Below are 14,994 nucleotides of genomic sequence, written 5' to 3' on the forward strand. Positions count from 1 at the left end.
GGAGCTGACGCAGGCTGATAGCAAAAGCCTTAGTGGCTAGCCAAACGCTTGGATGCCCGTCTGAGCCCGTCCTAAAATCAACGCGTGAATATCATGGGTGCCTTCATAGGTATTAACCGCTTCCAAGTTCATCACATGGCGGATCACATGGAATTCATCGCTAATACCATTGCCGCCGTGCATATCACGGGCAAGGCGGGCGATGTCCAATGCCTTACCACAGGAATTACGCTTGATAAGCGAAATCGCCTCCACGGGTAAGCAGTCAGCATCCATCAAACGCCCCGCCTGCAGACAGGTAAATAACCCTAGGGTGATCTCGGTTTGCATATCGGCTAATTTCTTTTGGATCAACTGATTAGCGGCAAGTGGACGATTAAATTGAATGCGATCTAAGCTATATTGACGTGCCCTATGCCAGCAAAACTCCGCCGCCCCTAACGCGCCCCATGCGATACCGTAGCGGGCCTTATTTAAGCAGCCGAAGGGGCCTTTCAAGCCCTCAACATTGGGCAATAGGGCCTCTTCGCCCACCTCCACATTATCCATCACGATTTCCCCCGTGATAGACGCCCGCAGGGAAAACTTGCCCTCAATCTTAGGTGCACTGAGGCCTTTCATGCCCTTTTCAAGCACGAACCCCCGAATAACGCCATCGAGTTTTGCCCACACCACAAACACATCGGCAATAGGCGAGTTAGTGATCCACATTTTGGCCCCCGAGATCCGATAACCGCCATCGATGCGTTCGGCACGGGTTCGCATGCCACCGGGATCTGAACCGACATCGGGCTCAGTTAAACCAAAACAGCCGATCCATTCACCCTTAGCCAATTTAGGTAAATATTTACGTCGCTGCGCCTCGCTGCCATAGGCATAAATGGGGTGCATAACCAGGGATGATTGCACACTCATGGCGCTACGATATCCGCTATCGACCCGCTCAATTTCCCGCGCGACTAAGCCGTAACTCACATAGTTGCTATTGGCGCAACCATACTCCTCGGGCAGAGTTGCCCCGAGCAGGCCTAACTCCCCGAGTTCATTCATGATCTCGCGGTCAAAATGCTCATTACGGTTAGCCATTAACACCCGGCTCATCAACTTTTCCTGGGCATATTCATGCACCATGTCACGGATCATCCGCTCTTCTTCGCTCAATAGGGAGTTAAATTGCAATGGGTCTTGCCAGTCAAAGTTAACACGGGCCATAGGTCGATTCCTTTCCAGAAAATGATGGTAATAAGGTACGCGCATGGGCGGTACCGCTTGCTAATTTGCCTAGCATAGGCATAATTTTGCCCTAGGAAAAATATTCTTTTCCTCTATCATCCATAGTTATTTTCTATATTTTACGCAAAGGTAAAGATGAATTTACGTGCCCTAAGCTATTTCGTAGTGGTGTTTGAGAAAGGCAGTATTAGCGCTGCGGCAAAACACTGTTATATCGCCCAGCCGTCGATTTCGGCGGCCATTTCAAGCCTAGAATCTGAGCTCAATACCCAATTATTCCAGCGCCATGGCAAAGGCGTGAACCCAACCGATGCGGGCCATCGACTGTACCCATTGGCAAAACGGCTATTGAATGAATCCAAGGCCATTAGCTCCCTGTTCAGTAAGCCTGAAATCCAAGTTCCCTTTAAATTAGGCTTGATCCGCTCCCTCGGGGTTCAGCGTATGAGTATGTTACTAAAGGATTTTACCAATGCCTGTCCGGATATGGATCTCACCTTAGTGGAGCCCACAGAGGATGCCGATGCACGGATCATCACCACCAGCGACTTAACCACCCAGGAAAGTTTTTTACCGCTGTGGCATGACACTTACCTGCTCGCCATTCCACCGTCCTTTAGCCTGAGTCTGCAGGACACGATTCGCTTAGAGGATCTGCATCAGCAGCCCTTTATTCACCGCGCCCCCTGTGAGGCCCTGACGAGTCTGCAACAATTATTAGATATGGAAGGGATTAAGCTACAGATCAGGGCGAGGATCCAAACGGTGGAATATGCCGTAGGTTTAGTGGCAGCCGGGTTAGGTATCGCGCTGATCCCTGCGATACCGGCATTACTCGAACAGCCCGATATTGTATTTCGCCCCTTGCACGATATCGAACTTAAACGCACCGTCGGATTAGCCATGCCCCTAGGCCATTCCCCCACCACTCAGCAAAAACAACTGATGGAACTTTGTAAACTCAATCTAAACGCTTAGAGAAGCGCAAACTGGCGATCAATAACCCTATGCCAGTAAACGCTATCAACCACAGGGCATCAAACTGCAGATCCATCACCTCGGCGTCCCGCAGCACTATGGCCCGTGACATCCGCATAAAATGGGTGGCGGGTAACACTTCGGCAATCCACTGCGCCGCGATGGGCATGGCCTCATAGGGGAACATAAAGCCAGACAGCAGAATCGAGGGCAGCAGTACAAATACCGTCATTTGCATCGATTGCAGCTGGGTTTTGGCTATGGTTGAAATCACTAAGCCTAAGGTTAAACTGGCGCAAATAAACAGCATGGCCGCCAGGGCGATAGAATCTAAGCCGCCGCGGATAGGCACAGCAAACAACAGGTGCCCAGCGGTTAAGATAATGCTCACCTGCACTAACCCCACCAACACATAGGGCACGATTTTCCCCAGCATCAACTCCAATGGCCGCACTGGCGTTGTGATCAAAAACTCCATATTGCCCTGCTCGCGCTCGCGCACTATGGCGGCGGAGGTGAACATCACCATGGTCATAGTCAAAATCACCCCGAGCAGACCGGGCACTATATTGACCACAGAGCGCTGCTCTGGGTTGAAATATTGCACCACTTCAAAACTCGGCGTACTGGTTTTTAGCGCTCTGCCCGCGATTTCATCCAAGGGCATTTGCCTTAGGCTGCGAATGGTTGAAGCTACAACCGTATCAGAGCCATCCACCAGCCATTGGCCTACGGGTTGTGATAAATAAGCATGGCCCGCAAAGGCGGGATGACGCACTAAGCGCTCATCGAGATCGGCGCCAAGGTACAGCACGGCCTTCACTTCACCGCGGGTAATGGCCGCCTCGGCCTCCTGAGCACTGAAATAAGTGCGTTTAAAATCCACCACTTGGGTTGCTTCTACCGCTTTGATTAAGGCGCGGCTGTAGGCGGAATCACTTAAATTCACTAGCCCTGCGGGTAAATTACGCGCATCGGTATTAATCGCGTAACCAAACAGCATCAGTTGCACCAGCGGGATCATCACTATCATGCCAAAGGTCATGCGATCCCGGGACAGTTGCCTAAGCTCTTTGATGACTATTGCAAAAATTCTACGCCACATGGCTTGCCTCCCCCAGAGCATTCACGGGAGTCCGTCCGCCAGTGCAAGTGACAAACACATCCTCAAGACTGGCGCGCACTTCTTCCATGGCCCGGCTCGCGACCCTAGGTTTAAGCCAAGCGAGTGGCTCCTCAATATCACTGCGCACTAACACCCGCAAACGACTGCCGATCTGCGCCGCCGACAACACCGCAGGCTCACTAATAAGTGATTGTTTTAAGGTGCGCAAATCATCACCACTGAATTCAACAACCCTAGCGCCCATCGCCGCCATCAGCTGCTGGGGCGAACCATCGGCGCGTTTTATCCCCCGCTCTAGAATGGCTAAACCGTGGCAACGCTCGGCCTCATCCATATAGTGGGTCGAGACCAAAATCGTCGTGCCTTGGGCGCAAAGATCGAATAAGCGCTCCCAAAACTCGCGGCGATTTTCGGGGTCGACCGCCGAGGTGGGCTCATCCAAAAACAGCAATTCAGGGTGATGCAGCGTCGCCGCCGCGAGGGCTAAACGCTGCCGCTGGCCACCACTCATCGAGCCCGCCATTTGTTTCTCGCGGCTGGCTAAATCGTACAGCGCCAATAGCTCCACTAAGCGTTGGGCGGATTGGCGACGATTAAGGCCATAAATTTGTGCAACAAATTCAAGGTTTTCCCGCACCGAAAGATTGTCATATAGGGAGAATTTTTGCGTCATATAACCAATGCGGCGACGCAGTTTTTCCTCGGCGCCGGGCAAGGTTTCACCCAAGACACGAATATCCCCCGAGGTGGGACTCAGTAGCCCAGTCAACATCCGAATTGAAGTCGATTTGCCGCAGCCATTGGGGCCAAGAAAACCGTAAATTGTGCCCTTGGGAATGGCTAGATCGAGATTTTCCACCGCATTGACGCCACCAAAGGCGCGGGTCATGCCCTGGGTTTCGATGGCTAAATCGGCGCTTTTCATGGCAGTTCCACCTCGACTGCCATGCCCGTGGGTAAATCCTGCCCCTCTGCCGCAATATCGATATCGGTGAGATACATCAGCCTTGCTCTATCGCGCTCATTCAGGGCATAAAACGGCGTGTAGGCGGGTTGGCTGCGGATATTACGTACTGTGCCAACAATCGGCGTTTCGCGGCCATCGACACGAATGTTGACGCTATCCCCTGTCTTCACTCTGTCTAGCCAGGTCGCAGGCAGGTACACCCGCGCATAGGGATCTGCGCTCGCCAGCAAACCAATCAACTGAGTACCGGCCGCAATACGATCGCCCACCCGCCAGGGCAGAGTATCGACAATCCCATCTCGCGCCGCCACTATACTCAAATCTGCTAAGGCTTTTTGTTCGAGGGCAACACTGGCACTGGCGGCGGCTACCGCCGCTTTGGCTTGTTCTAGCTGCTCACTACGGGTGCCATTTTCTAACAATCGCAGGCTTTGCTGCGCCTCGGCTTGTTTAGCTAAACTGGTATCCCGCGCCGCACGGGCCGTATCTAAATCCGCTTGGCTAAGCACTTTTGTGGCGAATAAGCGTTTTGTTCGCTCAAAGTTCAGCAACGCCTCTTTTACACTGGCATTGGCGCCATCTAACGCGGCTTTCGCTTTTTCAATATCCTCTAAACGGGCGCCGGTCACCGCCTCAGTAAGTTTAGCCTTGGCCAGTTCAAGTTCCGCTTGGCGCTGGGCAAGACGCGCATTGGCCGAAGTCGCATCGAGTCTGAGTAATACCTCGCCCTCCTTAACTTGTTGACCTTCAACCACATTCACTTGAGTAATCAACTCTCCTACGGGCGCGGTGAGCGTCAGTCTATCGCGCTCGATTGTGCCAAATACCCTTAGCGAGTTATCGCCACATCCCATCAGTTGCAGCAGTAAACAGCCGATAATCAGGCCTATGATTTTTTTATTTAAGCTTATTTCTCTTCCAAAGTTCATAGGGGCTCCTAGGTTCACGTAACACGCCCTGGGTAATTCCTCATTTTCATCAAATTTGAGGAATGTAAACCGGGCTCACAGCGGAGAAAAAAACATGGCTACGGAATGTTATTCAGACATGAAACCGTTCTATTTATGCCCCTTTGCTTATGCTCCTTTTACGATAGCACTCAAACGGGCGATAAATTGCTGCACGGCTTCAACATTATCAAAGCTAAAGGCGAGGCCATAGTGGGTTTCGGTCAGGCTCTTATGCAAACGCTTAGGAAAACGCGTCATCTCCCCATTATGGAAATAATCATATTTGGCATGCACACCTGCAATCGTGGCTAATTCGCCGGAAAAGACCTCAAAGGCGGGGCGAATAATCAGATTGGGGGATTTACCGTCGAGGTGTAAATAAAAGGCCTCTTTGGTCTCTGGTAGCATGTACTCGGTAATGTTTTTTATGGTGAAATTAGTGCGGCATTGCAACCCACTTAAGCAGCTCACCATCTCATTGTGTTCTATTGCCAAATGTATTCTCCCTTTTGCCCGTAGAGTTCCGCCCATTACCCCTACATCTCTTCGCCGCTCGCAAGATGGCGTAGGATTGTAAGATATAGGCGGTATTAGTGTTAATCAGATTAAGCTCAGACTAATAGGTTTAGCCCTTAAATGCACTAAAGGGATGATTATATCGAGGAACCAATACTTAAGCTTAAAACGTCCATCACAAAAGTCTTTAATATACAGAATGATAAACCTATTAATCTCAGTGTAAGACAGATGTCACAGAAAATTCTTTTGCTTACAATGCCCAAAATTTCAAACACAATAAAATGAAATACCGTTTATTAGCCATTGCTTATCATCGGTTTATCACTCCTCCGATTGACATTAAAACGAAGCCAATCAAATGCTGCCATGCAATTAAAATCTATGGCCATTTTTTTACTTGCCAGCACAAAATGTTGCGTTTAGGTTAATAAACTTGAGTTGAGTCCTGTTGATAATTGCCTACTGCATCAGCCCCATATGATGCCGACGTAAACTAGCGCATTTAATCTATTCCGTCGTATTCAGGCCTTGAGTCATGTTTTACCCCAAATGAGTAACGCGCGCTTAAGCGCATATAAGCAGAGCCATGCCAGCCGATTGCTAATTTAGGGCAAATCCTGAGTGCCTTAGCGGACTGCGCGGCCACTATCAACAAGACCAACAACACGAGATATGCCCATGAAGATCAATAAAGCCCTTATGCTCTTGGGTCTGTTAGCTGTCAGCCCAGCGACATTAGCCACAACTGGTATTGCCTTTATCCACGGCACGGGTCATCAAACCAATGCCCTAGCCGATTACTGGACGCCCGAATTTGTGAACTCGGTGCGTCAGGGCATCCCAGTACCCAACAACTACACAGTGATCAACTGCGACTTTGACCAATATATGTGGGAAGAAACTGCCGCAGGATGCCTCGCTACCCAGCTCAACGGTTTTATCCAAGCCAAGAATATCGACGACTTGATCCTGCTCACCCACTCCAATGGCGGCAATGTCGTGCGCTGGATTTTATCAAATCCCACCTGGGATAGCCGTTATCCCGCGGTGATCAACGCTACCTCAAAGGTTATCGCCCTCGCCCCTTCCAGTGCTGGTACGCCGCTGGCCGATGCCGTTAACCAAGGTAATGTGTTCGAAACCAGTTTAGGTTGGCTCCTCGGCTATGGCAGCAATGCGGTCAAACAACAGCAAGTAGGCTGGATGGCCAACTACAACAACACTTGGCTCTATGGCACTTCGGGGCGCCCAGCCTTAGGAAAACCCTTCGAGGTGGTCGTGGGCTCAGATGTCGATTCCGCCATTTGGGATAGCGACAGCTACTGCGCGGGTTATCAGTATCAAGTGGCCCTCGAAACCACCCAAAACTGGCTCGATAGCTGCTCCGATGGTTTCTTAAATTGCAGCTCGCAAAAAGCCGCAGGCACTGTCTGGTTTACCGATAAACAAAAGACCCGAGGCCAAGAACCGCTAAGTCATCAGCAGAGTCGCCGTGCCTGCTTTAACTTAGACACGCTGATCCGTAGCCATATTTAAGGAGTCCTCCCATGCCTACATTTAACATGCACACACTCGGCAAACTTGCCAGTGTTTTAGCCCTAAGCGGACTGCTTAGCGCCTGTCAGGATGATGCGCCAACCCCTGAGCCGCAAAAAGAAGCCAGCCCACTGTATGCCAAGGGGTTAACCTTAACCGCGCCAAGCGATACCGATCTTGTCGATAGCAATATTGCCAGCCCAACACTTGCGCCCATCAATACCAATACGGATTACGTCAGTTTTATCACCCCGCTCTACGGCGAATATCAAGCGAGCCTTCCCATACTGGAGCAAGCTAGCCAAAGTGACGAATATTGGCTCAATGTCACCGGCGCCGAGCTCAATGCGGGCGTGACGCTGACCATGAGCCAAGCGGCGAGTTTAGTGCGAATTGCCCCTAGGGGAGACACTAGCTCTGGCGCACTAATGCACGCCGAGGCCATTGCTCCCGAGCGTGTACAAATTCAGCGGATAGGCCAAACGCCGCAGGGCAAAGCTGCGTCCAGCAGTGCAATAGCAACAGAGTCCTTAGTCAAATCTATGGTCAGTGCCGAAGCTCTAGCCAGCGCAGGGTTAACCGATGATTCCAGCGCCCTGCAAATGTCGGAAAAGGCCACACCGGGAGAATATCGCCTCCAAGTCAGTCAGCCGCTAACGCCGAGCGCCAGCTACTTAGTCAATGTGAAGGAAAAAGGTTCGCCCTATCAACTGAGTCTGAAAGCCCCCACAGTGGTCGCGGCAGATGCGCAAACCCTCGGGCTTAAACTCGCACTCAGCAAAAGTGATAACGCTTTCGTGCCCCAGGCAAAACTTAAGCAAGCCGATGGCGAAATTCAAAATATTACCATGGTAAAACAAGGCGATACCTGGCAAGCCCAAATCCCCCAGGGCATGCAGTTAGCCAATAGCAATGCGGGTTTCAGTGAAATTGAAGTCACAGTACAAACCCAAGTCGATGGCCGCCCAGTACTGCGCACGGTGAAATCTGTCTTTAAGTCCTATGTGAATTCGGCCAGTATCAAGCCAGAAGTGCTGACCGTGTGGGACAAGGGATTGCCAAACCAAGTGAATTTTGAACTGGATGTCGCCGAGGCCGGACGTTTTGGCTTAAGTGGCGTGCTCACAGGCACCAATGCCGAAGGCCAAAAGGTGGCGATTATGCGCACCCAAGCGGCCAATTGGTTAACGCCAGAGTCCTCTAAGCTAAAGCTGATATTTGACCCTAAGCTAATCCAAGCCTCAGGCCTGCAACCGCCCTTTGAACTCAATGGGTTAGAGCTGCAGGATCAAGGGCAAATGGCACGGTTAAGTTTTCAGGCCAATGCGCTGGTGCTTACTCGCTAACTCAATTGAATCTAACCCTTCCCATTTCTCCCTTCGCAACCGCTTTGAGTGCCCACCTTGGGCACTCTTTTTTTGAGCGCTGTCGCGAGTCAAGCCACAGCGCAAGCCGTCTCAACTTAATAACAAAGGCTGCCACCTGATAGCCAAAGCCCGCAACCCTGTGATAAACAGAGCGCTAAGCCACGCAACATCGTCACAATGGCGATATAAAATTTACATTGATTACCTAGGGTTATTCCTTTTAAATAACAAAGGGTCTAGGCATAATGTCAATGTTTTGACGTCATGCAAAATGATGACACTCAATGTACAAAACGCGCTAACAATAAAAATAACAGCGACTCGCGGCTCCCTATTCCCCGCCTTAGTCGATGCTCAAGCAATGGAAATCCTATGAGTGACAGCACATTTTTTTTTGGTGAATGGCAAGTCAATCCCAGCGCCAACAGCCTGCTTCTGGGTAAACAAGTTAAACAACTTGAACCTAAGGCGATGGATGTATTGTTGTTTCTCTGCCAAAACGCCGGTGAAGTGATCAGCAGCGACGAAATTGTTAGCCATTGCTGGCCGGGGGTCGACACGGGCGACAATCCACTGCACAAGATTATCAACCAGTTACGTCGCGCCTTAGGCGATAGCGCCACCGAATCCCGTTACATTGAGACCATTCGCAAACGTGGCTATCGCACCTTAGCCGAGGTGCGCTTTCCCGTCGGCCACGAGGCCAGCGCCACGCCACAGACTTGGCAAGGTGGCTCACCGTTTCCGGGCTTGCAAGCCTACAGCGCCAACTATGCCGACGTGTTCTTCGGTCGCAGCGAACAAATTAGCACGCTGCTGAATCGCATTAGCCAACAAATCCAATTTGGCCGCGCCTTCTGCTTAATTTTGGGCCCGAGTGGTAGCGGTAAATCCTCCTTAATTAATGCCGGTGTATTGCCTAACCTTATGGCCGCCAATGGCTTTAATGGTGTTGGGGTTGTGGCCTACAGCAGCCTCGATTTTGCCGATGTCAGCAAGGGACAACTGCTCACCGATCTGGCCAGTGCCATGCTCGATTGGGAGGTAAACGATATCCCAGTATTTGAGGGAATGAGCGCCGACTCGCTTGCCGCCAAGCTTGAGCAAGATCCGCAGAGCATTGTCGACATATGTAAACAAAGTCTTAAAAATCAGACCTATGCTACACCACGCTTTGCCTTATTTATCGACAGATTAGAAGTATTATTATCATCGCCGCTGTTTAGCGATGCCGAGCGCAGCGCCTTTATCGAGTTGCTAGAGCGCCTTGCCACTTCCCATGCGGTGTTGATTTTAAGTGCCTGTCGCAACGACTTTTATCCGCTACTGGTTAACTATCCCAGCCTGATGGCGGGCAAAGCGCGCGGCGCCCATTTTGACTTAGCGCCGCCCACTCGCACCGAGCTGTTGCAGATGATCCGCCTGCCAGCCGTTGCCGCCAATTTAACCTGGGACATTGACAGCGACACCGCCATGCCGCTCGATGAAATGCTCTGTAGCGATGCTGCCAGCAACCCAGATGCGCTACCCATGTTGCAATACACCTTGCAGGCGCTGTATTTACAGCGCAGCGACGATGACAAACTATTAGTCTCTGTGTATCGCACCTTGGGCGGCATCGAAGGCGCTATCGGTAAAAATGCCGAGCAGGCCATCTCCCATTTAACCGAGGCCGAAAAAGCCAGTCTGCCGCGGATTTTGTCCCTGTTAGTCACCCTGCGTGAGGATGAAAAATCCATCACTAGCCGCACCGCCCGCTGGTCGCAACTGCAAAGCACAGCCGAAACCGCCCTAGTGCAAGCCATGGTCGATAGCCGCTTATTTGTGTCCCACCTGCAAAATGGTGAACCCTGTTTTAGCATCGCCCATGAAGCCTTGCTACGCCGCTGGCCGCGTGCAACCGCTTGGATTAGCGAGCATAATGACAGCTTAAGCATTAAAAGCCGCCTGCAGCATTTATCTAAACGTTGGCTAAGCGAAGCCAAACACAGCGCTTATTTACTCGCCGAGGGTAAACCGTTAAAAGAGGCCCAAAGCCTTAGTCAAAACCCGTTATTTGTATTAGATGAACGGGAAATCGACTTTATTACCGCCTCCAGCAAACGCGCCACTATGCTGCGCTGGACTAGGCGCGTGACCGTCGCCCTGCTGTGCGTCCTCACCTTAACCTCAATTATTATGAGCGTGCGCAGTATCGAAGCCGAAAAGCTCGCCCAGCAAAAACGTCTCGCCGCCGAGGATTTACTTGGCTTTATGGTGGGTGATTTCGCCGACAAGATGCGCGGCATCGGCCGGATGGATTTACTCGATGGTATCAGCAATAAGGCACTGGAATATTTCACTGATTTTTCCAATAAAGAGGATGATGCGCACTTAAGTTTTGATGCCCGCTTCCAACATGGGCAGACCTTAGAGGCCATGGGCGAAGTCGCCTATTCACGCAATAAAATCGATGAAGCCCGCAGCGCCCTGCTCGCCGCGCAGGAGAAAATGCTGCCGCTGCTCGAATTGCAGCCAGAAAACTTAGCCCTGCTAAAAACCTTAGGTGCCAATGCATTTTGGCTCGGACAACTGAAATATGATGTTAGCGACTGGGCGGCATCACGCCCGTTCTTCGAGCAGTACTTAGCCTATAGCCAAACCATGTATGCCCTAGCGCCAGAGGATAAAGATGCATTAATGGAGCTGTCATACGCCCATAACACTCTTGGCTCAGTATCGATGAAACAGCAGGAGTTTGATCAAGCGAGACAGGATTTTGAAGAGTCGCTAAGACTTAAATGGCTCGCCTTGGCAAAAGCACCTGAGGATAGTCAGCTGATTGCGGATGTAGCGAATGCACGTTCTTGGTTAGCGAGTGCGGCAGTGTCTTTGGGTGACATAAACACAGCAATATCAATCCATAAGGAGCTGCAAAAAGAATTAGAGCAAGGTAATCATATTAAAAGTCCTTATTTGCTAGAAAAACTAAGCGGAAGCTACCAAACTCTCGCAGATTTGCTTAGCTATACTGAACATAAAGATGAAGCTCTTAATCAAGCAAAGTTAAACCTATCAACTGTTGAAGAAATACTAAGGCAAGATCCCAAAAATGACATATGGAAAACATTGAGATATTACTCTATTTTCCAAGTAATCAGATTAAGTAACTATTCAATTGAGGAAACTCCAGAGAACAAAATTAGCACACTAGAAGCTTCTATGTCTGCAGATAAAAATCTTAATGAAATTCAAAAAAAATCTGAGGTGTGGGCTAATTTTTACTTATCATCATCTTATTTTTTCATGAACTCTGGAAAATATAAAGATGCCAAAACTTACGCAGAAAAAGCATACGAGTCGTATCTAACATTATCAAAAAGCTATTCACAAAATATGGCTTTTGAACTCAAACTAGCAGAAAGTGAGTTACTAATTTCCGAGAGCAACGAATACCCTATTAAAATTACTAATTCTTTTTGCCGCAAAGCAAATGAACGTATTAAAAAACTAATGGAATTAAGTAGAGAACCAAAGTATAAACTCTTATTTGAGCGTTCTATTAATTGTATACATGTACAATGACGCTATTCTATAACGGCACAATGAAAAGGAAGTAAAAATGTTCGCACCACAAGGTCTTGCTCAATTTATTAAAGTCAATGTTACCCTAGAAAATGGTGAACCAGTATTTATCTATACCGATGCCAGCGGTGAGCCGTGCCTAGGTGATGTCACCATCACTCAAGCTGGTACTATAACCTACCTGCTAAATGACCAAACTGGTAAAGGGTTAAAATTTGTCGGTGTAGGTTTTGTGACCCCGTTCGACGAAATCGTCGATGCAGTCACCATCAGCAGCGATGGTATGTTAGTACAACTCGTCGACCTAGATAGAACCCCAGGTACTACTAAGTTCCAATTTGTATTGAGCAATACAACCAATACTCTGTTGGTATTAAGTCCTGATCCTGAAATTACCAACCGCCCACAAAACTAATCTTTGTTAAAGGAAGTCGCTTTGGGACAGCTAACCCTGTCCCTTCTTTAACCATCCTACCTCCGCGCAAACTAAATAGCGCAGAAGGTAGAATTTAAAACATTTAAAATCATAAAGTTAAACAAGAAGGTAAGCAGAAGGTATCTTTTCTTCCGCCAGAATAAAGTCATCCTCAGAAAAGCGCCTAGCGCAGATGATTAAAGTTCACGGAGAAAGATAACAATGACAAACTCACCGAAACTGGCTCGCCAACAACCCGCCTTATCCATAGTCGATGATGCTGCATTGCCCTCAACTCTGCATGCAAAAGCTGCCGAGCTACCGCTGAACTTTTTCGAGCATTCTTCCCTAGAGACCATTGAACTCTTTATTCAACATTTAACTGAGCCGGTGATCTTAGTAAATGCCAATGGCTTTATCCGTTCGTGCAATCAACGCAGTGCCAAGCTACTCGATTGCCCGCAGGCGAGTTTAAAGGGCCAAGATTGGCGTAATTTTTTAACCGATCATCATCAAGCCCGCTATGACAATCTGCTCAGCCACGATGTGCAATTAGGCACAAACTGTGGTCACCCCGTGCAACACCCTGCGCAGGAAACCACGCTGATCAGCGCCTCCGGCAAGGCCAAAGATATTGAGTTATCAATCTCTTATATTCCCAGCCATGAACCTGTATTTGTGATGGTGATGCACGATTTAACTCAGCATAAGGAAGAAAACCAAAAACTGCGCAAACTCGCTGCCACGGATTCCCTCACCCAACTGGCGAATCGTCGTTATTTCGATGAAATGCTGCAACAATACTGGGAAGAATGCACCGCCAAACTGCGCCCCATTAGCGTGGTTATTATCGATGTGGATTATTTTAAAGTGTTTAACGATCAGTTTGGCCATATCCAAGGTGATGAATGCCTTAGAAAAATTGCAAAAGTGATTGCCACTATTGTGCCTATCGACATTGGTCTTGCCGCCCGCTACGGCGGCGAAGAATTTGCGCTAATCCTACCTAACCATAATGCCAAAATGGCGCTGACCATAGCGCAAAAGATTCAGCAAGGGATTAATAACATTCGCTTTACTGACCAAGGGCTCAGGGATTATGTCTCAGTAAGCGCCAGCCAAGGGATTGCCAGTGAAGTGAATGGGCAATTTCGCACCTCACTCGCCATGGTGTGCGCCGCCGATACGGCCCTTTACCGTGCAAAGGCCGATGGCCGCGATAGAATTAATGCCTCCCTGTGATGGTGTTTATCGGAAATAAAGCCAAAGGGTTATGCATGACATAACCCAAGGATATCGCCCATGAAAACCTCAAAAACCTTATATGCTGGCTCGAATAGCTTAACTCAGGATGTATCTCAAGAAATAGCTCAAGAGACGCCAGAGAATACGGCTAAAACACACCTCTTAGGCACAGGGACACTCGATGTTTTCACCTTTCAAGCTTGGATAAAAACCCCGCATGGGGGGCTGGTCTTTCAATATTTTTGTGAGTTTAATCATACCGGTTTTATGGTCAAGATTAATGCACTGGGCCATATTGAATCTGTTGTTAATAGTCGGTTATTGTCTATTGAAATGGTATCAATTCCTGGTGGATTCAATGATGATTATTGGCATTTATTATCCATCAGCTACCAATACCATAAGCTAAAATGTTATATCGATGGCGATGAAATCGAGCTTCAGCAACAAATTATGCCTTTAACGGTTCAACATACCTTAAAAGCCATATGCGCTGAAACAGCCTTGTTCAAGGGAGAAATAACCAACATCAGTTTAATTGAAAATTGCTTAACGGATAATCAAATCTTAGACTATTATCGGCAGCCATATGTTCAAGTTCTCATCGCTGATAATAATCTTTATACTTATCCAGATAAACAACCACAAATGAATATCGATTTAAACCCGCTTTATCCCGTAAGACAGGAAGTGATGCTGATTATTTTCAATGATACCGAATATCACTTTATTAAAAACACCTTAAATATGCATAATTTTAATAAACAACTCCCTAATAGCATTCCCGCCAATGAGCGTTGCGCTTATATCATTGAGTCAAACAATCAAACTTGGCCACACTTTATTTATCAAACAAACTACATCGCCGAAGAAAAAAACGATATTGAATTAACTTTTGATATATTAAAATCCCTCACCCCGAACCGTTCCCATGTTCATTTACAGCTTGCTCATGAACTGACATTTGATTGCTTTATCAGCCAATCAACCCCGAGTCGATTAATCGCCGAAATTCGTATCAGTGAAACTAAAAGTGAAGAGGCGCGCCCCTTATATCGTCGATAACAAATGCCCCTTTGTCATTAATGGCATAA

At 48.6% G+C, this 14,994-nt stretch carries 12 protein-coding genes; 7 read left to right on the forward strand and 5 right to left on the reverse strand.

All coding sequences use genetic code 11. From position 1 onward, the window contains the following. Positions 1–36: 36 nt before the first annotated feature. Positions 37–1,212: an acyl-CoA dehydrogenase gene (locus tag MJO46_RS05260; protein WP_253988410.1), complete on the reverse strand. Its 1,176-nt coding sequence runs from the start codon at positions 1,210–1,212 to the stop codon at positions 37–39. Positions 1,213–1,368: 156 nt separating this feature from the next. Here MJO46_RS05260 and MJO46_RS05265 point away from each other — a divergent pair, with 156 nt between their 5' ends. Next, a complete protein-coding gene (locus MJO46_RS05265) occupies positions 1,369–2,211 on the forward strand; it encodes a LysR family transcriptional regulator (protein WP_253988411.1) in 843 nt (280 codons plus the stop codon). Here MJO46_RS05265 and MJO46_RS05270 read toward each other — a convergent pair. From MJO46_RS05270 to MJO46_RS05285, 4 genes are all read right to left on the reverse strand, one after another. Then, positions 2,195–3,316, reverse strand: coding sequence for an ABC transporter permease (locus MJO46_RS05270; protein WP_253988412.1), 1,122 nt, complete (start codon positions 3,314–3,316; stop codon positions 2,195–2,197). The genes MJO46_RS05265 and MJO46_RS05270 overlap by 17 nt on opposite strands. Then, positions 3,306–4,262, reverse strand: coding sequence for an ABC transporter ATP-binding protein (locus MJO46_RS05275; protein WP_253988413.1), 957 nt, complete (start codon positions 4,260–4,262; stop codon positions 3,306–3,308). The genes MJO46_RS05270 and MJO46_RS05275 overlap by 11 nt, the downstream gene beginning before the upstream one ends. Continuing rightward, the gene (locus MJO46_RS05280) at positions 4,259–5,233 is read right to left on the reverse strand and encodes an HlyD family secretion protein (RefSeq protein WP_253988414.1); all 975 of its coding nucleotides are present in this window, start codon (positions 5,231–5,233) and stop codon (positions 4,259–4,261) included. Before MJO46_RS05280 ends, MJO46_RS05275 begins: the two co-directional genes overlap by 4 nt. 147 nt (positions 5,234–5,380) lie before the next feature. After that, entirely contained in the window at positions 5,381–5,728 is a 348-nt protein-coding gene (locus MJO46_RS05285) for a hypothetical protein (RefSeq protein ID WP_253988460.1), read from the reverse strand. A gap of 723 nt (positions 5,729–6,451) precedes the next feature. On the opposite strand from MJO46_RS05285, the gene MJO46_RS05290 reads away from it, so the two are divergent. From MJO46_RS05290 to MJO46_RS05315, 6 genes are all read left to right on the forward strand, one after another. Then, positions 6,452–7,309: a hypothetical protein gene (locus MJO46_RS05290; RefSeq protein ID WP_253988415.1), complete on the forward strand. Its 858-nt coding sequence runs from the start codon at positions 6,452–6,454 to the stop codon at positions 7,307–7,309. A gap of 26 nt (positions 7,310–7,335) precedes the next feature. Beyond that, complete coding sequence (locus MJO46_RS05295; RefSeq protein ID WP_253988461.1) at positions 7,336–8,655, forward strand: DUF4785 family protein; 1,320 nt, start codon at positions 7,336–7,338, stop codon at positions 8,653–8,655. Between the two features lie 393 nt (positions 8,656–9,048). Then, complete coding sequence (locus MJO46_RS05300) at positions 9,049–12,240, forward strand: winged helix-turn-helix domain-containing protein (protein WP_253988416.1); 3,192 nt, start codon at positions 9,049–9,051, stop codon at positions 12,238–12,240. 37 nt (positions 12,241–12,277) lie between these two features. Beyond that, a complete protein-coding gene (locus tag MJO46_RS05305; protein WP_253988417.1) occupies positions 12,278–12,655 on the forward strand; it encodes a DP-EP family protein in 378 nt (125 codons plus the stop codon). A gap of 222 nt (positions 12,656–12,877) precedes the next feature. Then, positions 12,878–13,897: a diguanylate cyclase gene (locus MJO46_RS05310; protein ID WP_253988418.1), complete on the forward strand. Its 1,020-nt coding sequence runs from the start codon at positions 12,878–12,880 to the stop codon at positions 13,895–13,897. Between the two features lie 60 nt (positions 13,898–13,957). Further along, positions 13,958–14,965: a LamG domain-containing protein gene (locus MJO46_RS05315; RefSeq protein ID WP_253988419.1), complete on the forward strand. Its 1,008-nt coding sequence runs from the start codon at positions 13,958–13,960 to the stop codon at positions 14,963–14,965. The last annotated feature ends 29 nt before the right edge of the window (positions 14,966–14,994 follow it).

Origin of the sequence: Shewanella sp. KJ2020, assembly GCF_024197625.1 — a bacterium.
Taxonomy (GTDB): domain Bacteria; phylum Pseudomonadota; class Gammaproteobacteria; order Enterobacterales; family Shewanellaceae; genus Shewanella.